This is a genomic window from Vreelandella neptunia, from assembly GCF_034479615.1.
Classification (GTDB): Bacteria; Pseudomonadota; Gammaproteobacteria; order Pseudomonadales; family Halomonadaceae; genus Vreelandella; species Vreelandella neptunia.
The window spans coordinates 3,368,365-3,391,763 of sequence record NZ_CP140255.1 but is presented as its reverse complement, the minus strand read 5'-3'; the positions used below and the strand labels follow the sequence as shown (position 1 = coordinate 3,391,763).

Below are 23,399 nucleotides of genomic sequence, written 5' to 3'. Positions count from 1 at the left end.
GGTTTGCGGTTCTAGCGTAGTGGTTACGACCGCTACATCACATCAACGGGTCCGTGACCCCAATCACGTAGAACGCCACCAGCGCGATGATGCCGGTAAAGATGAGGTAGTAGATGGTGGGCAGAATCGTCTTACGGATTGTAGCCCCTTCGCGGCCTAACAAGCCGACCGTTGCCGATGCTGCGACTACGTTATGGATGGCGATCATATTACCCGCCGCTGCACCCACTGCCTGCAGCGCTACCATCATGGCCGTGGAAAGCCCCAGAGTTTCCGCAACGCTAAACTGGAATTCCGCCAGCATCAGGTTGGAGACCGTGTTGGAGCCTGCAATGAAGGCGCCCATCGCCCCTACCATTGGCGCAAAGAAGGGGTAAATACCGCCAACGCTATCAGCCACTGCCTGGGCCATCATTACCGGCATTGAAACAAGGTCTGCGCCGTTAACGCCGGAGTTGATCAAGATGCGCACCATCGGCACGGTAAAGATCAAAACGAAACCCGCCCCAAAAATCGTTTTGGTAGATTCAGACACCGCAGCGCTAATCTTTTGCGGATTCATGCGGTGCAGGAAATAGGTCACAATGACCACGGCAATTATAATACCGCCGGGCAAGTAGAGCGGCTGAACCCCACCGCTGATGCCCGCTTCACCAAGAATATTGTTCCAACTGAGGTTAATAGAGGTAAGTGCTGTTTTGAGGGGCTCAATAATGCGAGAGGCCACTAAAAACAGTGCGAGCAGCACATAGGGTACCCAGCCTTTAAAGGTGGACATCGGCGCTCTGCCGACAACGTCGTCAAGCTTGATCTGCAGGTTGCCGATCCACTCGTCTGGCCAAGAAGAGGACTCGGGGAAATCCCAGGTATCTTTAGGCATCAGAAAGCCGCGTTTGGCAGCGGGTACGACAATCGCCAAGCCCACCATCGCGCCGATCATTGACGGGAATTCAGGGCCCAAAAGCACGCCCACCAGCATGTAAGGCACTACAAAGCAGATACCGGTAAAGATGGCGAAGGGGGTAATCGACAGTCCTTCTTTCCAGGAGCGGTTGGCGCCGAAGAAGCGCACCATCACGGTAACGAGAATCAGCGGCATTAAAATGCCCACGATGCCGTGAGTAATCGCCACTTCGCTGGTGACAAGTTGGAAGAAGACATCCCAGCTTGAGCCTACCGAGTCGAGTTCGGCGCTAATGCCAGCACGATCCAGGCCACTACCGACCCCGACCACAATAGGCGTGCCCACCGCACCAAACGAGACCGGCGTCGATTGAATCATCATGCCCACGACCACCGCCGCCAGCGCCGGAAAGCCAAGAGCGACCATTAGCGGTGCCGCAACGGCGGCGGGCGTACCGAAGCCTGACGCCCCTTCGATAAAGCAGCCGAACAGCCAGGCAACAATCAGCGCCTGTACGCGACGGTCAGGGCTAATGCCTGAAAAGCCATTACGGATAGCGGTGATGCCACCGGAGTGCTTAAGGGTGTTAAGCAGCAGTATGGCGCCAAAGATGATCCACAAAAGACCCGCAGTTTGAATCAGGCCTTGAATGGTCGACGCCGCCACGCGGCTAAAGGACATATCCCAAGCGGTTAAGCCAATAATGGCCGCGGTCAGGAAAACAATCGGCATCGCTATCTTGGCAGGTATTTTAAACCCTATGAGCAAAATACCGGCCAGCAACAGCGGCAGGAAAGCCAGAAGTGCAAGTATCGTTTCATTCATGGAAGGAACTGCCCCTTGTTATTGATTTGGTATGCTCCGCAATTTCCGTCTAGCAGTTGTACCGCCAGTCGGGTGTAGGTGAAAGATACGATTAGGCTAACCATATGACTACATTGGAAAATTGGTCTTACCACTGAAGTGCTTGTTTGATAGCTGGTTTTACACGGCTGTTGTTTTCTTATGTGTATGTTCTTAAATGGTTTTTTGATGAATGGCTGGAAGTCTAAACGCGCTGAGTCATTAGACTAATAGACAGTACAGTTGCCAGCAAAAGGATAAGTACAGAACTCGCCAGTTGCGTCATAGCTGGCTTACGCTCATTGTTATCGGCTGAAGTGCTGTTTATTCACTATGATCAACCACACGGAGGTTATGACAGTGGCAATGACTCTTTATGATCTTTGCGGCCGGGACGAACGGCTCCGCTTCTCACCTTATTGCTGGCGCGTACGTATGGCACTCGCCCATAAAGGGCTGGAATTCACCTCCGTAGCGTGGCGATTCCTCGATAAAGAAGCGCTGGCGTTTGCCAACTACGACAAAGTGCCGGTGCTTTGTGACGGCGATCAGGTCGTTACCGACAGTTTCGAGATCATGCGCTACCTGGATAAGGCGTATCCCGAGGCATCCGTGTTGGGTGAAGGCGTCAGCTATCAGCGGGTATTACTGTTCAAATACTTTGTTGAGCGCAGCGTGAATCCTGCGCTATTCCGCATTATCGGCATGGATTTATTTGCCGCCGTCCACCCCGAAGACCGTAGTTATTTCCGTGAAACCCGCGAAGCGCGGTTTGGCTGCACGCTTGAAGAGTTCCAACAACCCGAAAAAGGTAAGCAGCAGCTTAAGCAGGCGCTGGCACCGGTGCGTGACCTGCTGCGGGAGAGCGCATTTTTAGACGGTGATGCACCCAGCGGCTCAGATTACCTTCTGTTTGGCAGTATGATGTGGGCTCACGTCGTATCGACACAGGCGGTAGTCGAGCCTGGCGACCCGGTGGATGAGTGGTTTAAGCGTATGCTCAGCGTGCACAATGGGGCTGCCGGTAATGCCATAACCGTACGCGATATATAGCGCTAACGGCTGGATGACCTGATCAGGGCGGTACGCTAAGGTACCGCCCGATAAATTTTGAAAGCTTGGTAGGCTCATGGCGAGTGAATCAAGGTTTTCAACAAGGAGATGGCAATGATTGACCTGTATTATTGGACAACACCTAACGGCCATAAAATCTCCATTATGCTCGAAGAGGCCAATCTGGCGTACCGAGTGAAGCCGATTAATATTGGCCGAGGTGAGCAGTTTGATCCTGAATTTCTCACTATTGCCCCCAATAACCGCATTCCCGCTATTGTCGATCACTCACCACAGGATGGCGGCCAGCCGCTGTCGATGTTTGAGTCTGGCGCAATCCTTGAGTACCTGGCCGACAAGAGTGGCCTTTTCTTACCCGCGTCTGGTCGCGAACGCTATATCGTATTGCAGTGGCTGCACTGGCAAATGGGCGGGCTAGGGCCCATGGCAGGCCAAAATCACCACTTTTGCCACTATGCGCCGCAAAAGATCGATTACGCCATTGAACGTTACGTGCGTGAAACCAATCGGCTTTATAGCGTATTAGACCAACGTTTGGCGCATCATACTTATGTGGGTGGTGATGACTACTCGATTGCCGATATGGCGATCTATCCCTGGATTGTGCCTTGGGAAAAACAGCGTCAAACCTTGGAAGAGTTTCCTGATTTAGAGCGCTGGTTTGACATGATCAAAGCACGCCCAGCCGTACGTAGAGCTTACGCATTGGTCGAAGATGTTAACCCCCAGTCCGGCGTAGAAATGGATGAGCAGGCGCGTAAGCATTTGTTCGGTAACCGCTAGTAGCAGGCTACACTCAGTCTTACTAACGATCTGCGAGTGAGCAGGCGCAGCATGAAGAAAAATCATGTTGCGCTGCACAAAAAGCACTGCTAGCTTTAAGGACAGCAGAGGCAAAAGCCTGGCTAAGAACCGCCTAATCAAGGCGTGTTTATGTGCTAGCTCACTCTTGGAGATACGATTATGAATAAAGCGACTGAGAAAACCACGCAACAGTTTGAGTCTATTTTTGTTTCACCGATGCGCTCGTACACGCTGATAGCGCTTGACTACTATGACCAGCTGTTTACAGCCCAGATGGACGCCGCACGTGCCTACTCGGATATGGCGATCTCGCAAGCGCGCACCTGGCTTGATGTAAAAGACGCAGACAGCTTCAAGAAAGCCATGGAAAGCCAGCAGAAAACGGCAAGTAATTTTATGGAGCGTGTGAAAGGAGACACAGAAAAAGTGACCTCCATTTGCAAAAGCTTTGCTGAAGATAGCCAGAAGCAAGTAGAAGAAACCACTAAGAAAGCGGTAGAGACTGCCAAGCAGTAATCGAATAGGCAGACGTCGAAAAGTAGTACCGCTAAATTGCGCCGCGCCCCAATGGGCGCGGCGTTTCTGTATACAAAATGAGCGCTTATCCTGTGTTGTTTAACACTAGGATTTTGTCGCCCGGTCAATTAAGCGTAAACGTGCAATACGGATGATCTGCTCAATAGCCGTTTCCCGTTCGGTGGCCGTATCGTTGTTCAGGCGCTCTTCAAAGGCGGCTAGAATGGCGTGCCGATCCAGCCCTTTAACGGCAATGACAAACGGAAAGCCAAATTTCTCCTTGTACGTCGTATTGAGGTATTCAAAGCGCGCGAATTCCTCAGGGCTGCATTGATCAAGCCCGGCGCCTGCTTGCTCGCTGGTTGAGTCTTGGGTTAACTCACCGGCCATAGCAGCTTTGCCTGCAAGGTCAGGGTGCGCCTGAATCACCTTGATTTGCTGTTCACTGCTCGCCTGCTGCAACATAAGCCCCATCAGCTCGGCTAATGCGTCAGGCTCGTCGTGGGCTTCAGTCAGGCCGTGCTGCCAGGCCGCTTCGGCCACCCAGGGGGAGTGCTCATAAACATCTCCATAGTGATGGGTAAGCATTTCAAGGCTGCACTTGCTGGGCGCGGGTGAAAGCAGTAACGGCTGTGATGTTGGCACTGGCACTCTCCAAAGCGGGCAATGTTAAAGCGTCGTTGATTCACAATGTGCGGGGATGGAATTACTGTATACAACAAATAGTATCAAAGGTACTCTTTGACCAATTGGTCAAACAACGCTATCAATAAGGAGTGGCTATGGGACGCTTAACCACCCACGTACTGGATACCGCCCAAGGTCAGCCAGGCCAGGGGATTACTATCGAAGTATTCCGCCTTACCGGTAATGAGCGCCAACATCTCAGTACCGTAGTCACTAACAGCGACGGCCGCTGCGATGCACCTATTCTAGAGGGCGATGCGCTAACGGCGGGAGAGTATGAGCTGGTGTTCCATGCCGGCGACTATCTGCGTGCCCAAGGTAGTGAGGCTAATGAGCCGCGCTTTTTGGACGTTATCCCGCTGCGTTTTGGCGTCGCTGATGCCAGCCAGCACTATCATGTGCCACTGCTGCTTTCACCGTATGGCTATTCCACCTACCGCGGTAGTTAAGAGGGCCGGGCATGCAAGCTTATATTATTGATTTTGTGAACCTGTTGCTGCGCTGGCTGCATGTGATTGCGGCCATCGCCTGGATCGGCGAGTCGATCTACTTTGTAATGCTGGATAATAGCCTGCGCGCACCGAAGGCAGAGGAAGATCGCGACAAGGGCGTGTTTGGCGAAATGTGGTCGGTGCATGGCGGCGGTTTCTACCACAACCAGAAGTACGCCACGGCACCGGCCAAGCTGCCCAATGATCTGCACTGGTCATTCTGGAAAGCCTACACCACCTGGCTTTCCGGCTTTGCGCTGTTCGTCATTCTCTACATGGTTAATCCGGGCTTCTATCTGGTAAACCCCAATAGTCCCTGGGAGTGGGCCGCCAACATGACGGGCTGGCAGGCCAACCTGCTGGCGCTGGCATTTTTGCTGGGTGGTTGGGTGGTTTATAACGAGCTGTGTAAACGCATTAGCCCCAATATGGATCGTGACGGCCTGCTCAGCGTTGCGGTTGCCGTAATGATGGTGGTCGTTGCCTACCTGAGCACGCAGATGTTCACTGGTCGGGCAGCCTTCCTGCTCACAGGGGCGGTAATGGCGACGGCAATGTCGGCTAACGTCTTTTTCTGGATTATTCCCGGCCAGCGCCGCATGGTAAAAGCCATGAAGGCGGGCGACGCGCCTAATCCTTTGGATGGCAAACGCGGCAAGCAGCGCTCGGTGCATAATACCTACTTCACGCTGCCGGTCGTGTTGTTGATGGTGAGTAATCACTACTCCTTTATCTACTCCCATGAGCTTGCCTGGGTCGTGATGGTGTTGTTTATCTTTGCCGGTGCTTTGATTCGTCAATTCTTTGTGTTGATGCATGCAGGCAAAACCCAGCCAGCGTATCCCGCCGTTGGGGTAGGGCTCATTCTGTTAGCCTTTTGGGTGGCCGCACCAAGTTCATCGCCGCCTAGTGGTAATGACGGCGTGCAAGGGCCGGATCAGGCGCAAATCACCGGCTTGATTGAGCAGCACTGTGTTCAGTGTCATGCTCGCAACCCTGAACATGCCGGATTTTCGGCACCGCCCGCCGGGTTTGCTTTCGAAAGCTGGGATGAAATTCTGGGGCAGAAAACGCAGATTCAGCAGGTCGTGGCCAGCCGCTATATGCCGTTAGGCAATATGACCAACATGAGCGATGAAGAGCGCGATATCATTGCTGCTTGGGAGGAGTAATCAGAGAGGCTAACTATGAGTGATGCGCAGGCGCCGGAGAAACGGCGCGCTACTGCTAAAGAAGCTAAAACTAGCAAAGAGGGTGATGAGCGCCACGACGCCATTTATCGCTCCGTGAGCGATGCTATCGTCGAGCAGCGTTTAAAGCCCGGCGCACGGTTGCGCGAAGATGCGCTGGCGGATGTCTTTGGCATTAGCCGCACCGGTATTCGTAAAACCCTGCAGCGCCTGGCGCTGGAGCAGTTAGTCACGCTGACACCGCGCCGAGGCGCCAGCGTCACTCGGCCCACTGCCGATGAAGCCAAAGACGTTTTCGATGCCCGCCAGTTAATCGAGTGCGGGTTAATGCCCGACGTATCCCGGCGCATGGGCGAAAAAGAGGCCGCGGAGCTGCGCGAAATGGCTCGCGAAGAGCGCCAAGCGCTGCGTAGTGGCCAGCAGAGCGTGGCCATTCGGCTATCGGCAGACTTCCATGTGCGCTTAGCGCAGCTATCAGGCAACGCCACCCTGGCAGAGTTTGTCGAGCGGCTCTGCTCCCGCTCATCGCTGATACTCGCCGTCTACGGCCATCGTGGCCACTTAGGCTGTGAATCCCACGACCACGACGATCTGATCGGCTATCTGGAAGCAGGCAACGGCGAGCGCGCCAAAGCCTTTATGAGCCGCCACCTAAAAGCCATCGAAGCGTCACTCTCCATGGTGGAAGAGGAAGAAAACGTGCCGGATTTGCAGCAGATATTTGGGGGTTAAGCACGGTTGTGTCGGATCGCTAAAAAACAGCGCCTGGGGCTTATGTAAGAAGGGCTTATTAAAGAGGGCTTACATCAAGCGCCAAAAGGCGTCGACCAGCGGGTTCTTTAGGTTTTTCTTGAGGGTAAATAAACCAATATCGTAGGGCTCCAGTTCCGGCGTCACGTCGAGCACGCGGATGCGATCCACCAAGGGGCTGTTGTCGAGAACGATTTTTGGCACCACGCCAATGCCAAAGCCCAAGCTCACCATACTCACAATGGCTTCATTACCGGTGACCTGTGCATAAATGCGCGGGGAGACATCCAGCTGGCGAAACCACTCATCCACACGGGCTCTTGAGACACCACTCTCTGATAGAATCATCGGGATGCTCGCCCACTCTTCCGGTGTGGTTGGCGTGTTCGTTGGCACATTCGGCACCTGCTGCTCAATGGGCGCAATAAACAGCAAAGGCGACGTGGCAATGGATTTAAACGCCAGGCCGCGCGGTAAGTTGGCAGGCTGGGCCGCGATGCTAAGATCCTCTTTACCGTCCAGAACATGCGCAATCGCGTGTTCTGGATCCCCTGTGCGCAGCTTGATTTCTATGATCGGGTAGGCAATACGAAAGCGGCGCAGGAGTTCGTGCAAAAAGCTGTAGCTGGCGGTGACGGAGCCATACAGGCTGATTTCCCCGCTTAATTGATCAGGATTGTCCGTCAATTCATGACGAATCAAATTCCATTGGCTGCTGGCATCGCGGGCGTACTTGAGAAACTTTTGCCCCTCCTGAGTCAACACCACCGTACGGTTGTCGCGATTAAACAGCGACACCCCCAGTTCCTCTTCTAAATGCCGAATATTGCGCGACAAGGCAGAAATGCTGACATAGCACTCATCGCTGGCGCGCCCGAAATGCAGGGTTTCTGCCAAGGCGAGGAACTGTTTTAAAATTTTAAAATTCATAAACGCCATGATAATTGAGTTTTGCAAAAAAAGGGACATGCTGTTGCAAATATATCAATTTAAGAAATGGTCATTTTTGGTTAGATTAGCCTTACTCACATAACGCTGGATCACCCATCTAGCGGCTATGTCACTCTTTTAAGTACCGGTTTTAGCATCGGTGTGCCTCACATCGATGTCACGATCATAAACATTAGGATGCTAACGATGGCTAACTACTTCAATACGCTGCCGCTCCGCGAGCAACTGGCTCAACTCGCCAAATGTCGTTTCATGTACAGCTCTGAATTTGCCGATGGCGTAGAAGCGCTGAAAGGCAAAAAAATGGTCGTGATCGGCTGTGGCGCCCAAGGCCTCAACCAAGGCTTGAACCTACGCGACAGCGGCTTAGACGTCTCTTACGCACTGCGCCCTGAAGCCATTGAACAAAAACGTCAGTCCTGGAAAAACGCCACCGAAAACGGCTTTACTGTCGGTACCTACGAAGAGTTGATCCCCACGGCCGACGTGGTTTTGAACCTGACGCCCGATAAGCAGCACACCTCTGTTGTGACGGCGGTAATGCCGCTGATGAAAGAGGGCGCCTGCCTATCTTACTCCCACGGTTTCAACATCGTAGAAGAGGGCATGAAAATCCGTGATGACTTAACCGTCATCATGGTAGCGCCCAAGTGCCCAGGTTCTGAAGTTCGCGCTGAATACGTGCGTGGTTTCGGCGTTCCCACCTTGATCGCCGTTCACGAAGCCAATGATCCCAAAGGCGAAGGCCTTGCCCTGGCAAAAGCCTACGCAGTGGGCACTGGCGGCCACAAAGCCGGCGTACTGATGTCCTCTTTCATCGCGGAAGTTAAATCCGACCTGATGGGTGAGCAGACGATCCTTTGCGGCATGCTGCAAACCGGCTCTATCCTTTGCTTCGACAAAATGATCGAAGAGGGCATCGAACCTGGCTACGCCTCTAAGCTGATCCAGTACGGCTGGGAAAACATCACAGAAGCATTGAAGTACGGCGGCGTGACCAACATGCTGGATCGTCTCTCTAACCCAGCCAAGATCAAAGCTTTTGATCTTGCTGAAGAGCTGAAAGAGATCATGCGTCCGCTCTACAATAAGCACCAGGACGACATCATGAGCGGCCACTTCTCGCACACGATGATGGAAGACTGGGCGAACGATGACGCTAACCTGCACAAATGGCGTGCAGAAACAGCAGAAACCAACTTCGAGAAAACGCCTGCGGGTGACGTAGAGATTACAGAACAGGAATACTTCGACAACGGTATCTTGATGGTAGCGATGGTTAAAGCGGGCGTTGAGCTTGCTTTCGAAACCATGACGGCGGCCGGCATCATCGCCGAGTCTGCTTACTATGAATCTCTCCACGAAACGCCACTGATCGCCAACACTATCGCGCGTAAGAAACTGTACGAGATGAACGCGACCATCTCTGACACGGCGGAATACGGTTGCTACCTCTACAACCACGCCTGTGTACCGCTCTTGGCTGACTTTATGAAAGGCATCAAATCCGATGTTATTGGTAAAGGCCTGAATGTAGATGACAATGGCGTAGATAACGCCCGTTTAATCGAAGTCAACGATGCGCTTCGCGCTCACCCGGTTGAAGCCGTGGGCGCAGTGCTGCGTGGCCATATGGCGGACATGAAGAAGATCGTTTAATCGGCTGATTAAATGATAGACCGCTAAGTCATCTAAAAAGCCGAGATATCGCCACGATATTCTCGGCTTTTTTGTCTCATTACATGCGAACACTGACTTTTTCCAAACAATAAGGAACACATTGATGGAGCCTTCAAGCCGCTTAGAGCGTATTCAGCTAAACAAAGCGACGATCAGTTTTGATGATCGCTTCACCCTAAGCGAGATTGATTGGATCATTGAACCCCACCAGCATTGGGTTATCACTGGCACCAATGGCTCAGGCAAATCGGCCCTGGCGGCAGCGTTGGCTGGCGTTGGTAAGATTGAAGCGGGCACTATTCAAGGGCTTCCCAAAAACATTGGCTTGGTCTCTTTCGAAGCGCAGGCCGAGCTCATCGCCAAAGAGCTAAAAAAAGACGATGCCGATATCATGGATGTCATCTCACTCGGCACACCCGTTAGTGAAATGATTTTCGAGCAGTGCCAAGACCCTGAACTTGCCAGCGAGCTGGTCGATAAGTTCGGTCTTACGAAGCTACTCGACCGCGCCTTTCGTAAGCTCTCCACGGGCGAAACCCGAAAAGTCATGCTGATTCGTGCACTGTCGAGCAAGCCGGACTTGCTGATTTTAGACGAGCCGTTTGATGGTTTGGACGTCGACACCCTAGCCATGCTGCAAGCCCATCTCGCCTCCATCATAGACACCGTTCCCATGGTGATGGTGCTGAATCGCTTTGATGAGATGCCAGACTTTATCACTCACGTGGCTTATCTGGATAAAGAGCGTTTAGAGAAAAAGAGAGGGGATAAGAAACGAGGAGATAGTGGACGTTTAGCGTTCACGGTAGAGCGTCAGGATGAAGCTGCCTTCAATGAGCTTTATCAGTTGCTGCATCTGAAAACCACTGACCTAAGCCTGCCAGAAGCGGATCCAGCCAGCAAATTACCTGCTCTTGACCCCAGTCAGCCGTTAGTGAAGCTCAAACAAGCAACTATCCAATACGGCGACACCGTGATTGTCGATAAGCTGGATTGGACGATAGAGCAGGGCCAGCACTGGCAACTAAGTGGCCCTAACGGTAGCGGCAAAACCTGTGTTTTGTCCCTGATCACGGGGGATCATCCGCAGTGCTATACCAACGACATTTTTGTGTTTGGCTTCCAGCGCGGTAACGGCGAAAGCATCTGGCAGATCAAGCAGTTTATCGGCTATGTCTCCACTGCCCTGCAGTGGGAGTATCGCGTCAGCACCAGCTGCAAAAACGTGATTATTTCAGGTTTTTACGACAGCATCGGCGTGTACACAAAAGCCACCGATCATCAGAAAAAAATCGCCGACCAGTGGCTGGTACTACTCGGCATGCAAGAGCGCGCCGATCAGCCCTTCAACAAACTCTCTTACGGCGACCAGCGTTTGCTGCTTATCGCCCGCGCCATGGTGAAACACCCGCCGCTGTTGATTCTAGACGAGCCTTGCCTGGGCCTGGACGATATGAACCGCCAACTGGTGCTAGCGCTTATTGAGAAAATTTGTGCAGGGAAAGAGACCACGGTGCTTTACGTGAATCACCACACGGAAGATAAAATAAAAGAAATAGACAACCATTTGGCGCTGGAGAAGAATCACTAGCTTCTCGAAACTGAAGCCCTCAACCAAGACTATCTCACTCCGCATGCCGGAAACTCTGCTTGATCGGCTCAAAATTGAAGCGCACAAGTAATATGCCCTACCAGTCATTGATCAAGGTTTGGCTTGCGGATGATGTGAACGACCGCTGTCGAAACTGAGGTGCTAACGCTGTGGTTGGCCTTGTTAGTTGATTTCACGAGTTTTTCTCCTGAAAACACGCTTAGCGCCAAATCCAACGAGCCATACGGTGGATGGATAAGGTAGCACTAATACCATGCCAATAATCGCTTGGAGGGGCCAGCCTATTCCCATAAGTGACCAGTAGAGCTCTATAGCTTCTTCTTTTTGCTCTGGAGTTACATTCCGCGTTCTCTCTTCATCGGACATTCCGTCAAAATCAAGTCCCATCATTTCCAGTCGCACATCTTTGTAGAAGTGAGGCCAATATGCACCAGCGATGACAAGCGTGAATATGATCGGGATTGAAATAAGGTTTAAGCGGATAAAGCTTCGGCTTTTGGCTACGCAATAGATTGGAGTTGCGATAATTAAACCCGCCATTACCAGTGATATTGCGATTCCCAGTGTTTCCATTATCCACCCAAAAGTTTATTAAATTTTTATAACGTCATATACAGCAACGGATAAAGCTTGCCCTGCCCATCAACTGGTGAGCGCCCTGTTACCGAAAAGCCAATATGTTGGTAAAAAACCAAGCGCCTGAACATTCTGTTCATTGACGTCGACCTTTGACGCTCCCTGCTCATCGATAGCATTGGCAGTTAACATGGCACCAACGCCTTTTCCGCGCGCATCTGGTGCAATGAACAACATCTCAATATTACCGTCATGAACGCCGCAGAACCCTTGTATTTCACCATGGCCATTTTTAGCACACCTTAAATCAACGGCATCAAAATACTGCTCCAGAATTAACGGCTTTAACTCCTGTAGATCATCTTCGGCCAGAAAATCATGGGTTGTTCTGACCGAGGCTTCCCAGATTTCTAGTAGCTTAAGGTGATCTGATCTTTCTACGAATCTCAATATTCATCACTAAAGCTCGATTGAAAATTTAACGCCTGAGTTGAGGGGCGTTTTTGGAGTAAAGCGCGAAGCGCGTAACGGAAAAAACGTCCCTCTCCAACGATTTGTTGGGCAACTTTACGGCTCGCAAACCAAAACAACCTTACCGGCAACGTTGCCTTGCTCCAGCATTTGATGTGCGCGCTTTACTTCCATTAACGGCACCCTTGCACCAATGACTGGATTTATTTGCCGCGCAGCAAGCATGCTAATGAGTTCAGTAAGAGTTTCCCGGTACCATGCATTATCTTTTTTTACTTCGCCAGGGGTGGCGCAGAGCGTTACTCGTTTACCGTCCGGCCAGAAATTAAGCGCAGCCATTTGAAGCACACCGATTGCCATTTGTTTCATGCCGCCGAAGCTGTCTCCGGCAAAACCATAGCTAATTACCCGGCCGCCTTTTTTTACCGCTTTATACGAACGCCGTAGGTTCAGCCCGCCAATTGGATCGAATGCCGCATCGACTCCATCTGGAACTTCGTTGCGAATGTACTCGAGAAAATCCTGATTCTTATAGTCTATTGGGATACCGCCGTATTCGCGGACGGTGGGATGCTTGGTGACAGAGGCAGTGCCGTACATTTTCAATTCTAGCAACCCGCCCAATTGCAGAAGTGCGGTACCAACACCACCGGCAGCAGCATGAATTAAAACTGTTTCACCGTTTTTGAGTTGGCCTTTTTTATGCAAAATACAGTGCGCGGTAAGATAGTTAAGAATTAGACTTACAACTTCTGCTGGATCCAATTCTTCAGGAACAGGCAATAAAAGCTCTGGAGGCACACATACATACTCCGAGTAACAACCGAATTCTGGATTGAGCGCAGCCACATACTGACCTTTTTCAACACCGACAGCGTCTGAACTAACGTAATCTACGATTCCGACGAAATCATAACCGGGAGTGAAAGGAATTTTCGGTGCTAAAGGATAACCGCCGTGCTGAGCCATAATATCAGCGTAGCCGATACCTGCGGCAAGAACCTTGACTCTGACTTGCCCTGACTTTGGCTCAGGAATCGCTTCCTCGACCGTATTTAATACGTCCACGCCGCCATGGTTGGCAATGACGATACGTTTGTATTTGTTCATAGAAAGTAACCCAACTTAGAAAGTTTCAAAGGTGCCCAGCGCTTTGCTTATACATTTGTGTGTAAATAATGCCTAATTTCAAGTATTAGTGAATGTTTGTATACAGAGTTGGTTATATCCGATGCTTTAAACGCATCAGATATTTCCTGTTTTTCAATATCACTGTAAATACTGGCCAAAGGTTGATGCTCTACACCAAAAAGAGGAGACTCTATTTCGGGAAATTGATCAGCTGTAATATCAAAGACCATAGCGTCAATTTCTAACCAAAAATGAATAGCACCATTTTCGTCATAGCCTTTTATGTACTCTATATGAGATTCAGGGTGTTTTTCTTTTAAAGTAGCTCCAAGAAATAATGAAGCTCCTTCACATGCATTTTTTGGAAACCCTGAAAAATACGGAAGATCGATATTACCTTGGGCTAACTCAAATAACTTTCTAACTTTTTGAGAAGTGCTAATCATGTAGCCTCCGAAAATGTATAACGCCCTGAATAAGCCGCCAATTCGGAGCGGCAGCGGAGAATTGGTCGGCTTGATTCAATTGTTAGATTTCATTTGCGTGGTGCTACCGCAACAAAAAGAAAACTCAGACCGGCCTCAACGGTTTGCCACGTAAACGTATAGTCGTTGCGCAGTGTTATTGGCGACCCATAGGGCTTTTCGGTGCGATACAGGAGTTCTGTGCCCGCGCGGTAACTCCTACCGTGCCGGAAATCAAACCCTTCCGTATCCGGCGAATACTTTTCTTTATTGATGTAATGCGGATGGTCTGTTGCAACCAATAGGTAACCAGCATCCACGAAGTCACCATAGCGTTCTAAATTCTGCAAGTCCTTATACACATCATATCGATTGTTTGGTTCACGATGGTTGGCTCGCTTGAAATATTTGAGCTCGATTGCGCAGGCGTGGCTTTCCCCGTTTTCTATATCCTCAAGTGAAAACCAGATGTCGATCTTCGCCTTTTCCGTACCGCTTTTGGCGAACTTCCCGCCCGTGAGCTTCACGCTCTTTTCCAACTCGACATTGAAGCGCTCGCTCGGCGATTCTTCGTACAACTCTCCGAGAGTTTTGAGAATCGATGCGAGTTGAAGTTGCAGAGAGGCCTCGTTGTCGACCTGGATTCGCTGGCCCGTGACCTTGGCACAAAGTCGATCATATGCCACCTCGACGATTTGCTTTATCCGTTCCTCATGGGTCACAAAATAGCCTTCCTGAAAATCTAACGCCGCTCAGCACGCGCGGCTACGGAATGGAGGCGAAGCCGCAATGCAGTAGCCGTCGCCGTGACTGGCATGGTTATGACTTGATGCGTTTAGCATACTTTTTGACCACAAGATCATAGGACTCATTGAGCAAAGGTTCCAACTCTTGGATCATGGCTTTGTCGGGATTGAGAACACATACCCAAGACATCCATGCGTATACCGGGTGCGGTAACAGCGTATTTAACTCGGTGAAATTATGCCCCGTATTCACCACCCCACCTGCAGCGGGCCTGGCGGGCCTTTTCCCCAATGCTTCCTCGTAGGACGATTTACTTATGCCGAAATTGAAGCGCAACACGCCCTCACGACTGAGATTCGAACCCTTGTCATTGTCCCCATCCTTGTCCTTGAGTGTTGCAAAATAGACGCCTCGAGGAAGCCGCCGGTCAGGGTTATAGAAGAAGGACTGCTCACCCCAAGCATCGACCGCCACTACTCCCCGATATTGGTCAAGAATATACTCCGAAATTTCCTTTTTTTGCACGCTGCTCTCCTTAGTCATAACGCCCGGCTTTGGGGCGGGCTTGTAGCCGCACAGCGGCGGAAAGGCCGTCCCAGCCCCGAAGGGGCGACAACAGCCGTTTGTTATGAATTCCCGCTCTACCACTCCAGCCCTTGGCCTTGTTGAATAATTTCATTCGTCCAAGCCAACACCAAGCAAAGGCCAGAATTTTCTATACCCCATTTCCTACGCTCTTGACCCGCGTAGCCACCGTATATACTTTCTAGCTGACTCTCGTAGTACGATTCAAAGTCACCATACGCGTTACTTTCCAAGTGGATGCTCAGGTCTATATCAGCTCCAGCGCGCTCTTTAAGAAAGCGCAACACCCGCCTTCCTTCTATAGCCTGATGGATGTCATCGATTGATATGTCGGCGTACTTCCCAGAATCAATAAGGCTATTAACATGGAGAATTAACAGAGTGAGTGCTGAAACTTTCATCATAAGCTCCTTGTGACTGGTGATTCATAACAGTTTATTCATGCGCATGCGCGTTTTTCTGGGAAGCTCCGCCTTGCTAAAATACCCTAATTTGCTGATATAAAAGGGAAAATTCCATTTTTTCCTCGTGAGGCTCGCTAGAAAAATGAGCATGCGCATAATCCTTTCTCATCATCTTTACAAATTGCGCATAAACATACAAAGATATTTTTTAAATCATTGTTTTTTAAAGTTTTTATGAAGTTGTTCTCTGAAAAATGAGCATGCACCCCGCTGAGCGTGGTAGAAAAACGCGCAATTGCAGGTCGAAAAACGCTTTTCGTGTTCAAGGGAGTGAGCTTCGTGAAAAAACAAAAGCGCCATCGGCTCTGTGCCGATAGCGCTTGTTCGAGTCGCTAAGCCGTCAACTACGGCTAAACCATCTTAACTTGCCTTCTGCTCAGCATACGTGGGGGCTGTCTTAAACTGACGCATCAACCCGTAGTAGAACAGCCCACCCAAGCCTGCACCGATCAACCAGCCGTAGCCACCAAGAGCTGAAAGCGCGGGTACTAACACGGTTGAGAGCGAGAACAGCGCCGCCACACCAAAGGCGATAAGGGCGCGGGTGTTCCAGCCGTTAACGTAGTAGTAGGCGCTGCCTGGCGCTGATGAAAATAGCTCCTGCATGTTCAGGTGCTGGCGCTTAATCAGGTAGTAGTCGACCACGATAATGCCGTAGAAGGGCGCTACGATGGCGCCTAGCGCATTTACAAAGCCGGGAACGCCAATCTGGCTGATGACTGAAAGCCATAGCGCGCCAACAAAGAACGCAATCAGCGCGGTAATCAGGCCGCCCATCTTGAAGCTGATTTTGCTGGGGAATAGGTTGGCCAGGTCGTAGGCGGGGGGAATGAAGTTGGCGACTAGGTTGATACCCACCGTGGCGGCGAAGAAGGTTAGTGCGGCGACAATCGTGAGCGGCAATGAATCTACCCGCTCAACGATATCGGCGGGATTGGTTAGCGCCTCACCAAACAGCACCAGCGTGCCTGCGGTAATAATCAGCGCGATAAACGAGAAGAAGGCGACGTTCAATGGCAAGCCCAGCAGGTTACCCAGCTTCATCTGACGCTCGGTTTTCACAAAGCGGGTGAAATCGCCGAAGTTGATCACCACCGCTGCAAAGTACGCCACCATGGTGCCGACAATCGCCATAAAGGCGGCGATCGAACTACCGCTGGTCTCACTGCCACCGCTAAAAATGGTGCCAATGGCAGGAATCAGTTCACTTCCCGCCTTGTACCAGACAATAATCATCAGCACTAACATCACCACGTAGACCAACGGGCCCGCCCAGTTGAGAAAGTGCTTAATGCGCTCGATGCCTTGCCAGAAAATGGCGATTTGAAACAGCCACACAATCACAAATGACACCCAGGCCACGCCGGAAAGCCCCAGGAAGGTGCTGCCGCTGCCTGCTCCCACAAAGGCGGTAATGAGGAGGGTGACGGCGGTAGAGGCGAAGTAGGTCTGCACCCCGTACCAAAAAATCCCCACGATGGCGCGCAGCATCGCGGGTAGGTTTGCGCCCCGTACGCCCATGCTGGCGCGCACCATCACTGGGAAGGGGATGCCGTATTTAACGCTGGGCTTACCGGTGAGATTGACGAGAAACATCACGATCACGCCCGCCAGAATAATCGCCGCCATCACCGCCCAGCCGTTCAGGCCGTAGGTTAAAAACAGCGAGGCCGCCAGGGTGTAACCAAACAGGCTCTGGATATCGTTAGACCAAACGTTAAATATCTCAAACGCGCCCCAGTTACGATCCTGGGGTTTAAGTGGCGCGAGATCCTCGTTATACAGCGTGGGATCTATGTGCTTAATATCCAGGTCACTTACGTCGTTACTCTCTTTCATCTTATTCGCTCTTTGGTTGGCAAAGGGAGTTACTGGCTAAAGCGCTGGCAGGGAGCCCAGTACTTCATAAGTAGGTAGTAGGTAACACCTGCGGGTATCAGGCTGGCGTACCACGAGATAGCCGAGAAAGAGAGCGCCGCCACAATGCCCACCGCCGTGGCGATGAAAGCGGCTAAGTTCACGCCTTGATAGGGGCCGTTGGCGTCATACAGCTTGTTGGTATCCAGCGTGCGGCGGCGAATCACATAATAATCGACCACCAGAATGGCGAAGATGGGGCCTAGAAAGGCGGAGTACGTTTGTACAAACAGCTGTAGACCTGCTGCGGAGCCCGGCTGAACAAGTTTCCAGGGAAAGGTGGCGAAGGCCAGCAATCCAACGATCACCGTGGCGACCGAGAACTTGATCTTGAATACGTCCATCAGCACGTAGGTGGGCGGTACCACGTTGTTGAGCACGTTGGTGGTGACCTGGGCAAAGGCGATGAATAGAAGGGTAGTCATCAGCAGCGGGGTGTTGTCGACGGCGTTGGCAAATACCTGGATAGGATCAGCGGTGCCGGTGGCTTGCGAAACCATATAGCCGATCAAGCCCATAAACAGCGTACAGGGCAGAATCGACATGGCGTAGATAGTGGTCAGCAGGCTTTGGGCGGTGCCCTTTTTATGCTCGCGTGAGTAGTCACTCACGTTGAGCATCATGGTGCTGTAGATGCCCAGGAACAGCATGGTCGCGCCCCAGAACGGCATGCCCCAGGAGCCTTCCATGGTCAGCAAGCTGGCGGAAAGCTCATCGCCATAGCGCTGCACCGTGGCGTAGAACATATGCACCAGCGAGGCGAGGATAAAGGCGCTGCCGATATTCTCTAACCACTTGATGCCCTGGAACCCCATTACTGACAGGCCGATTTGCAGAAACTGGAAGGTAATGAAGTAGAAGATAAGGTTGTCGAAGCCGAACAGGGTAGCCGACACCATATTGAGTGCCCCGGCGCCAATCCAGCTTTGAAAGCCGTACCACACTACCGCTGGCACTGCGCGTACCAAGCCCGGTAAGCGCGTGCCCGTAAAGCCGAACGCGCTGCGCGCTTGCACCATAAACGGAATACCGTACTTGTAGCCCGCGGCCCCGTTAATGGCCAATGCAATACCGATGACAAAGCAGCCAATGGCAATGGCCAGGGTGGCTTGTAAGAGGTTCAGGGTGCCGACTACGCTTGAGCCCATGGCGAAGGTGCCAATGGAAACGCAGCCGCCGAACCAGGCCAGAAAGTAGGAGCCGCGCCCCATAATCCGGGTGTGTTGTGGGGCCAGGCTTTCTGCCCCGAGTGCTTTTGATCCAGCATCGGATCGTTCTTCTGACGCAAGAGCTGAGGTTGAAGCGCTCATGTTGTCGTCCTCGCAAGATTGTCGGTTTTTATTAATCCCCGATTAGGTATCGGGAAACGCTTGCGGCGTGGCGTGCTAATGGACGTACTATTTAAAATTCTATTTAAACTATTGTTATTAGATGTTGCTGAGTCACTATTATTATTTGGAACTGCTATTTAAGCGGTAGCGCAAGATTCGAGAGCTCAGAAAACTTACCGGTGAAGGTCTTTGGCCGTGGGTAGGCAAGGTCTCCATATTTACTGGTATGCAGCCCCAAACTCACCAGTGATTCCGCCAGTTTCAGCGCGGCGGTAACACCTTCTACGACTGGCAGGCCCACTTCGCGGCTGATCTGCTGGGTCAAATTAGCCATGCCACCACAGCCTAAAACGATGGCGCCAATGTCATCTTCATCCCGTGCGCGGCAGCACTCTTCCACAATGCGGGTAAACGCCACTTCAGGATGATGCTCAAGATCAAGCACCGGAATTTCAGCGGCACGTATACGGCGGCAGTGGTGGCTAAAGCCGTACTGCTGAAGCAGATGTTCGGCGATAATGCCGGTGCGGCCCAGGGTGGTGACAATGGAAAAGCGTGTACTCACCAGCGTAGCTAGGTGAAAGGCCGCTTCGGCGATGCCAATGACCGGCGCACGGGTTAGTTCTCGTGCTGCGAGCAGACCGGGGTCGCCAAAGCAGGCCACCACATAGGCGTCGATACCGCCTTCACGCTCACCTTTGAGAACTTCTTCGGCCACCCCTACCGCGCTGATTGCTTCATCGAAATGGCTCTCGATAGAGACCGGGCCAGCGTCCGGCTGCGAAGCGCTAACCGTGGTGCCAGGCCCCGCCTGCTGCTGTGCTGCCTGACCCATAGCAGCGGTCATAGAGGCCGTGGTGTTAGGGTTAATAATGCGTATATGCACGATAGGTATTCCGTGTGTAAACAATATGGCATTTCTTGTATACAAAAATAGGGCGGTTTTTTTCGTGACGCAAGGGGCTAACCAGCAATCGGCGATAAAAAAGCGGCTGAGAAAACTTGACCATTTGTTCAGGATTCAATGGCTTAACGCCTTTTAAACTGAGAAACGCTATTCGCGTCAGGGGATTAGCGGTCGACCGCGTTGCGGTTGGTTGTGAATGTCGCTATTTTGTATACAAATAATTTTCTGTATTGCTGGGTGGCTATTTGCCAGTGAGCTGCCCGGGTTTTGGATGAATCAAGGAGCTAGCTATGTCGTCGTCACCTAAGGGGCACTATCCCCGCGATTTGATCGGTTATGGGCGCAACCCGCCCCACGCCAACTGGCCAAACAAGGCCAAAATTGCCGTTCAGTTTGTGCTTAACTACGAAGAGGGCGGCGAAAACTGCGTGTTGCACGGTGACTCAGGCTCTGAGCAGTTCCTGTCGGAAATCATCGGTGCACCGGCTTATCCGGATCGCCACTTGAGCATGGAGTCGATCTACGAGTATGGCTCCCGCGCCGGGGTATGGCGCATTCTGCGCGAGTTTGAAAAGCGCGGTTTGCCGCTTACGGTGTTTGGTGTGGCGATGGCGCTGGAGCGCAACCCGGATGTCGCCCTGGCATTTAAAGAGTTAGGCCACGAGATTGCCTGCCACGGTTACCGCTGGATTCACTATCAGGAAGTGCCCGAACACGTTGAGCGGGAGCATCTACAGCAGGCCATGGAGATTTTTCAGCGCCTTTACGGTGAAAAACCCCAAGGCTGGTACACCGGGCGCGACAGTCCCAACACCAGACGCTTAGTACTCGATGAGGGTGGATTCCTTTACGATAGCGACTACTACGGCGACGACTTGCCTTTCTGGACGCAGGTGACCGATAGTCAGGGCAGTGACCACAACCACCTGATTGTGCCCTACACGCTGGACAGCAACGATATGCGCTTTGCCGCGCCGCAAGGTTTCAACACTGCGGATCACTTCTTTATCTACCTGCGCGATGCCTTTGATGTACTTTACGCAGAAGGGGAGGAGGCGCCCAAAATGTTATCAATAGGCATGCACTGCCGCTTGTTGGGTCGCCCTGGGCGTTTTCGCGCGCTGCAGCGTTTCTTGGATTATATCGAAACCCACGACCGCGTTTGGGTGGCCCGGCGGGTTGATATTGCCCGTCACTGGGCAGAGCACCACCCTGCCACTCGTTAATAAAGTAGCTTAATAGGATGCTATGACGCCGCATATCGGACAGCGGATTACCGCCCAGTTTGACGCGCTAACTGCCCAGGAGCAGCGGGTGGCGAGCTTTATCCTCGATCACTTTGATGATCTGGCGGTGTATAGCGCCGCTGATTTGGCGCGTTTGACCGGGGTATCCAAATCGACGGTCAGCCGCCTATTCAAGCGGCTGGGGTTTGAAAGCTACCGCACCGTTAAAGACCACGCCCGCCAGCTACGTAACCTGGGCGTGCCTTTGGTGATCGACCCCAACGCCATGCAAGAAGAGGTCGGGGCGCCGTTCCAGCGTCATTTGCAGCGGGAGCAGGATAACCTGCAGCGCTGCTTGAACGGCATTGCGGCGGATCAATTTGCGGCACTGGTAGAGCGGTTGGATAGCGCGCGTCATGTGGTCGTGATCGGTTTTCGTAACAGCTATCCGCTAGCGCTGCACTTTCGCCAGCAGTTGATTCAGGCGCGCACCCAGGTGCGGGTAGTGCCTCACCCTAATCAGTCGTTAGCGGAAGAGATTGTCGATCTCACCGAGCAGGATGTGGTGGTGCTGTTTGGTTTTCGCCGCCGTCCAGCGGCCTTTGCTTCGCTAATTGATGCACTTGAGCGCTCACCTGCCAAGGTAGCCTTGCTGGCTGACCCCACCGCGGTCAACTTTGCCTCACAGGTAACGTGGTTTTTTGAAACGCCGCTGGAAAGTCTCTCCGCCTTCGATAGCTACGCCGCCGCCAATAGCCTGATCTGCCTGATTGCCAACGGTTTACTGCACCGTCGTCTTGCCGAAGGTCGAGAGCGAATCAGCGCGATCAGTGAAGTTTACGCTGAGCTTAGCGAGCTGGAAGCGCCGACCATGAGCGTGGATTGGAGCGCTCAATAGGCTAGACCTCCTTTCATGGTGCATCTCGTCCTGTTGGTGGATGAAAACTGCACCAACACATTGCATCTCTCTCCTTTGAAATCCTCTTCTCAGCGCGGCAATCGCTGCGTTGTGGTTTCGCGTGTCCGCTAAGCTGCTGTTCTAAAAAATGTTAGCCACTTCTGGTATCGCTGTTGCTATTAGGTGATCGGGTGAAACGAAAGTTTCTTTGTTAGATTTTATGCAACAAAGCTTTCACTCGCTCTGCATCCCTAACTAATACCGCTACGGCTACTGACTGACCGACATGCCCTTGTCAGGTTGCTCTTATTAGGAGAACACCATGAAATCGCTATCGCGCCGCTTCAATCACTCTTTCTCTAACCAATTCAAACGCCTACAGTCCGGTGTCTTAGCCACAGGGCTGAGTGCCGTCGTTGCCCTCGGTGCTATTACCATTAGCCCAAACGTTCAGGCGGATGCGCTAGAGGATATCGAGTCACGCGGCACCATCCGGGTAGCTGTCCCGCAAGATTTCCCACCGTTTGGCTCAGTAGGTACCGACCTGCAGCCGCGCGGCTACGATATTGATATGGCCCAATACCTGGCTGATGAAATGGGCGTTGAGTTAGAGCTGATCCCCGTTACCAGCGCTAACCGTATTCCCTATTTGCAAACCGGGCAGGCGGATCTGGTGATCTCTAGCCTGGGTAAAAACCCTGAGCGTGAAGCGGCAATTGATTTTTCCGATGCCTACGCGCCGTTCTTTCTAGGCGTGTTCAGCGCCGATGAAGATGAAAGCGTAGATGGCCCGGAAGGCTTGGCCGATAAAACCATCGGGGTAACCCGCGGCGCCGTGGAAGATATGGAGCTTTCTGAGATTGCCCCGGACTCCACCACAGTGCAGCGCTTTGAAGATAACGCCACGACCATTTCTGCGTTTCTTTCCGGCCAAGTCGACTACGTCGCCACCGGTAACGTAGTCGCCGCTGAAATCGCCGAGCGAAACAGCGATCGCGCGCCCTCGCTGATTTATCAGCTCAAAGATTCACCTTGCTACGTGGGCATGAATAAAAACGAACCTGCGCTAATGGAAGAAGTGAATCGCCTGATCGCCCAGGGCCTGGAAGATGGCACCTTGAATGAGATGTCCCAGCGCTGGTTCAGTGCCGACCTGCCTGAAAACTTCGGTAGCTGAGGT

General features: G+C 52.1%; 25 protein-coding genes. 12 read left to right on the top strand and 13 right to left on the bottom strand.

Annotated features, from left to right (window positions below):
* Positions 1 to 37: 37 nt before the first annotated feature.
* Positions 38 to 1,729: an L-lactate permease gene (locus SR894_RS15805; protein WP_133729763.1), complete on the bottom strand. Its 1,692-nt coding sequence runs from the start codon at positions 1,727 to 1,729 to the stop codon at positions 38 to 40.
* A 378-nt stretch (positions 1,730 to 2,107) separates the two neighbouring features.
* Between SR894_RS15805 and SR894_RS15800 the strand changes: the two genes are divergently transcribed.
* The 3 genes from SR894_RS15800 to SR894_RS15790 all read left to right on the top strand — a co-directional run bounded on the left by SR894_RS15800 (position 2,108) and on the right by SR894_RS15790 (position 4,141).
* On the top strand, positions 2,108 to 2,800 hold the full coding sequence (locus SR894_RS15800) for a glutathione S-transferase family protein (protein WP_223288065.1): 693 nt from the start codon (positions 2,108 to 2,110) through the stop codon (positions 2,798 to 2,800).
* A gap of 114 nt (positions 2,801 to 2,914) precedes the next feature.
* Complete coding sequence (locus SR894_RS15795) at positions 2,915 to 3,604, top strand: glutathione binding-like protein (RefSeq protein WP_223288064.1); 690 nt, start codon at positions 2,915 to 2,917, stop codon at positions 3,602 to 3,604.
* Positions 3,605 to 3,784: 180 nt separating this feature from the next.
* Positions 3,785 to 4,141 carry a phasin family protein gene (locus tag SR894_RS15790; protein ID WP_223288063.1) on the top strand — a complete coding sequence of 119 codons (357 nt, stop codon included), beginning with the start codon at positions 3,785 to 3,787 and terminating at the stop codon, positions 4,139 to 4,141.
* 105 nt (positions 4,142 to 4,246) lie between these two features.
* Here SR894_RS15790 and uraD read toward each other — a convergent pair whose 3' ends face one another.
* Entirely contained in the window at positions 4,247 to 4,786 is a 540-nt protein-coding gene (uraD, locus tag SR894_RS15785; RefSeq protein ID WP_223288062.1) for a 2-oxo-4-hydroxy-4-carboxy-5-ureidoimidazoline decarboxylase, read from the bottom strand.
* Between the two features lie 137 nt (positions 4,787 to 4,923).
* Here uraD and uraH point away from each other — a divergent pair, with 137 nt between their 5' ends.
* The 3 genes from uraH to SR894_RS15770 are packed head-to-tail and all read left to right on the top strand — an operon-like array spanning position 4,924 to position 7,241.
* Positions 4,924 to 5,277, top strand: a complete 354-nt coding sequence (gene uraH, locus SR894_RS15780; protein ID WP_223288061.1) for a hydroxyisourate hydrolase — start codon at positions 4,924 to 4,926, stop codon at positions 5,275 to 5,277.
* Between the two features lie 11 nt (positions 5,278 to 5,288).
* Positions 5,289 to 6,491: a urate hydroxylase PuuD gene (locus SR894_RS15775; protein WP_223288060.1), complete on the top strand. Its 1,203-nt coding sequence runs from the start codon at positions 5,289 to 5,291 to the stop codon at positions 6,489 to 6,491.
* Between the two features lie 15 nt (positions 6,492 to 6,506).
* The gene (locus tag SR894_RS15770) at positions 6,507 to 7,241 is read left to right on the top strand and encodes a GntR family transcriptional regulator (protein WP_223288059.1); all 735 of its coding nucleotides are present in this window, start codon (positions 6,507 to 6,509) and stop codon (positions 7,239 to 7,241) included.
* 69 nt (positions 7,242 to 7,310) lie between these two features.
* On the opposite strand, the gene ilvY is transcribed toward SR894_RS15770, so the two are convergent.
* Positions 7,311 to 8,189 (bottom strand): HTH-type transcriptional activator IlvY, encoded by an 879-nt coding sequence (gene ilvY, locus SR894_RS15765; protein WP_133729771.1) that lies wholly within the window; start codon positions 8,187 to 8,189, stop codon positions 7,311 to 7,313.
* Between the two features lie 207 nt (positions 8,190 to 8,396).
* On the opposite strand from ilvY, the gene ilvC reads away from it, so the two are divergent.
* The 3 genes from ilvC (at position 8,397) to SR894_RS22980 (ending at position 11,572) form a co-directional block, all read left to right on the top strand.
* Entirely contained in the window at positions 8,397 to 9,869 is a 1,473-nt protein-coding gene (ilvC, locus tag SR894_RS15760; protein ID WP_223288058.1) for a ketol-acid reductoisomerase, read from the top strand.
* 124 nt (positions 9,870 to 9,993) lie between these two features.
* Positions 9,994 to 11,481: a molybdate ABC transporter ATP-binding protein ModF gene (gene modF, locus SR894_RS15755; protein WP_223288057.1), complete on the top strand. Its 1,488-nt coding sequence runs from the start codon at positions 9,994 to 9,996 to the stop codon at positions 11,479 to 11,481.
* Positions 11,456 to 11,572: a CopG family antitoxin gene (locus tag SR894_RS22980; protein ID WP_223288133.1), complete on the top strand. Its 117-nt coding sequence runs from the start codon at positions 11,456 to 11,458 to the stop codon at positions 11,570 to 11,572. The genes modF and SR894_RS22980 overlap by 26 nt, the downstream gene beginning before the upstream one ends.
* A 92-nt stretch (positions 11,573 to 11,664) precedes the next feature.
* On the opposite strand, the gene SR894_RS15750 is transcribed toward SR894_RS22980, so the two are convergent.
* From SR894_RS15750 to SR894_RS15705, 10 genes are all read right to left on the bottom strand, one after another.
* Positions 11,665 to 12,075: a hypothetical protein gene (locus SR894_RS15750; RefSeq protein ID WP_152419267.1), complete on the bottom strand. Its 411-nt coding sequence runs from the start codon at positions 12,073 to 12,075 to the stop codon at positions 11,665 to 11,667.
* A gap of 69 nt (positions 12,076 to 12,144) precedes the next feature.
* Positions 12,145 to 12,528: a GNAT family N-acetyltransferase gene (locus SR894_RS15745; protein ID WP_322535430.1), complete on the bottom strand. Its 384-nt coding sequence runs from the start codon at positions 12,526 to 12,528 to the stop codon at positions 12,145 to 12,147.
* Between the two features lie 117 nt (positions 12,529 to 12,645).
* Positions 12,646 to 13,659, bottom strand: a complete 1,014-nt coding sequence (locus SR894_RS15740; RefSeq protein WP_009287400.1) for a zinc-binding dehydrogenase — start codon at positions 13,657 to 13,659, stop codon at positions 12,646 to 12,648.
* 47 nt (positions 13,660 to 13,706) lie between these two features.
* Positions 13,707 to 14,126: a hypothetical protein gene (locus SR894_RS15735; RefSeq protein ID WP_223288056.1), complete on the bottom strand. Its 420-nt coding sequence runs from the start codon at positions 14,124 to 14,126 to the stop codon at positions 13,707 to 13,709.
* An 89-nt stretch (positions 14,127 to 14,215) separates the two neighbouring features.
* On the bottom strand, positions 14,216 to 14,866 hold the full coding sequence (locus SR894_RS15730; protein WP_223288055.1) for a hypothetical protein: 651 nt from the start codon (positions 14,864 to 14,866) through the stop codon (positions 14,216 to 14,218).
* A gap of 97 nt (positions 14,867 to 14,963) precedes the next feature.
* The gene (locus SR894_RS15725) at positions 14,964 to 15,416 is read right to left on the bottom strand and encodes a DUF6194 family protein (RefSeq protein WP_290277698.1); all 453 of its coding nucleotides are present in this window, start codon (positions 15,414 to 15,416) and stop codon (positions 14,964 to 14,966) included.
* A gap of 116 nt (positions 15,417 to 15,532) precedes the next feature.
* On the bottom strand, positions 15,533 to 15,877 hold the full coding sequence (locus tag SR894_RS15720) for a hypothetical protein (RefSeq protein ID WP_039859412.1): 345 nt from the start codon (positions 15,875 to 15,877) through the stop codon (positions 15,533 to 15,535).
* Between the two features lie 423 nt (positions 15,878 to 16,300).
* A complete protein-coding gene (locus SR894_RS15715) occupies positions 16,301 to 17,779 on the bottom strand; it encodes an NCS1 family nucleobase:cation symporter-1 (protein ID WP_223288053.1) in 1,479 nt (492 codons plus the stop codon).
* Between the two features lie 29 nt (positions 17,780 to 17,808).
* Positions 17,809 to 19,167: an NCS1 family transporter gene (locus SR894_RS15710; RefSeq protein ID WP_223288052.1), complete on the bottom strand. Its 1,359-nt coding sequence runs from the start codon at positions 19,165 to 19,167 to the stop codon at positions 17,809 to 17,811.
* A 154-nt stretch (positions 19,168 to 19,321) separates the two neighbouring features.
* Positions 19,322 to 20,074, bottom strand: a complete 753-nt coding sequence (locus tag SR894_RS15705) for an aspartate/glutamate racemase family protein (protein ID WP_290277709.1) — start codon at positions 20,072 to 20,074, stop codon at positions 19,322 to 19,324.
* A 311-nt stretch (positions 20,075 to 20,385) separates the two neighbouring features.
* Here SR894_RS15705 and puuE point away from each other — a divergent pair, with 311 nt between their 5' ends.
* The 3 genes from puuE (at position 20,386) to SR894_RS15690 (ending at position 23,396) form a co-directional block, all read left to right on the top strand.
* Positions 20,386 to 21,321, top strand: coding sequence for an allantoinase PuuE (gene puuE / locus SR894_RS15700; RefSeq protein ID WP_223288051.1), 936 nt, complete (start codon positions 20,386 to 20,388; stop codon positions 21,319 to 21,321).
* A gap of 22 nt (positions 21,322 to 21,343) precedes the next feature.
* Positions 21,344 to 22,219 (top strand): MurR/RpiR family transcriptional regulator, encoded by an 876-nt coding sequence (locus SR894_RS15695; RefSeq protein ID WP_223288050.1) that lies wholly within the window; start codon positions 21,344 to 21,346, stop codon positions 22,217 to 22,219.
* A 322-nt stretch (positions 22,220 to 22,541) separates the two neighbouring features.
* Positions 22,542 to 23,396: a transporter substrate-binding domain-containing protein gene (locus SR894_RS15690; RefSeq protein ID WP_223288049.1), complete on the top strand. Its 855-nt coding sequence runs from the start codon at positions 22,542 to 22,544 to the stop codon at positions 23,394 to 23,396.
* The last annotated feature ends 3 nt before the right edge of the window (positions 23,397 to 23,399 follow it).

Bases quoted from the DNA above. Each gene is read 5' to 3' on its own strand.
- SR894_RS15805 (WP_133729763.1), bottom strand. From the start codon at position 1,729: ATGAATGAAACGATACTTGCACTTCTGGCTTTCCTGCCGCTGTTGCTG.
- SR894_RS15795 (WP_223288064.1), top strand. From the start codon at position 2,915: ATGATTGACCTGTATTATTGGACAACACCTAACGGCCATAAAATCTCC.
- SR894_RS15790 (WP_223288063.1), top strand. From the start codon at position 3,785: ATGAATAAAGCGACTGAGAAAACCACGCAACAGTTTGAGTCTATTTTT.
- uraH (WP_223288061.1), top strand. From the start codon at position 4,924: ATGGGACGCTTAACCACCCACGTACTGGATACCGCCCAAGGTCAGCCA.
- SR894_RS15775 (WP_223288060.1), top strand. From the start codon at position 5,289: ATGCAAGCTTATATTATTGATTTTGTGAACCTGTTGCTGCGCTGGCTG.
- SR894_RS15770 (WP_223288059.1), top strand. From the start codon at position 6,507: ATGAGTGATGCGCAGGCGCCGGAGAAACGGCGCGCTACTGCTAAAGAA.
- ilvY (WP_133729771.1), bottom strand. From the start codon at position 8,189: ATGAATTTTAAAATTTTAAAACAGTTCCTCGCCTTGGCAGAAACCCTG.
- ilvC (WP_223288058.1), top strand. From the start codon at position 8,397: ATGGCTAACTACTTCAATACGCTGCCGCTCCGCGAGCAACTGGCTCAA.
- modF (WP_223288057.1), top strand. From the start codon at position 9,994: ATGGAGCCTTCAAGCCGCTTAGAGCGTATTCAGCTAAACAAAGCGACG.
- SR894_RS15750 (WP_152419267.1), bottom strand. From the start codon at position 12,075: ATGGAAACACTGGGAATCGCAATATCACTGGTAATGGCGGGTTTAATT.
- SR894_RS15740 (WP_009287400.1), bottom strand. From the start codon at position 13,659: ATGAACAAATACAAACGTATCGTCATTGCCAACCATGGCGGCGTGGAC.
- SR894_RS15735 (WP_223288056.1), bottom strand. From the start codon at position 14,126: ATGATTAGCACTTCTCAAAAAGTTAGAAAGTTATTTGAGTTAGCCCAA.
- SR894_RS15720 (WP_039859412.1), bottom strand. From the start codon at position 15,877: ATGAAAGTTTCAGCACTCACTCTGTTAATTCTCCATGTTAATAGCCTT.
- SR894_RS15715 (WP_223288053.1), bottom strand. From the start codon at position 17,779: ATGAAAGAGAGTAACGACGTAAGTGACCTGGATATTAAGCACATAGAT.
- SR894_RS15710 (WP_223288052.1), bottom strand. From the start codon at position 19,167: ATGAGCGCTTCAACCTCAGCTCTTGCGTCAGAAGAACGATCCGATGCT.
- puuE (WP_223288051.1), top strand. From the start codon at position 20,386: ATGTCGTCGTCACCTAAGGGGCACTATCCCCGCGATTTGATCGGTTAT.
- SR894_RS15695 (WP_223288050.1), top strand. From the start codon at position 21,344: ATGACGCCGCATATCGGACAGCGGATTACCGCCCAGTTTGACGCGCTA.
- SR894_RS15690 (WP_223288049.1), top strand. From the start codon at position 22,542: ATGAAATCGCTATCGCGCCGCTTCAATCACTCTTTCTCTAACCAATTC.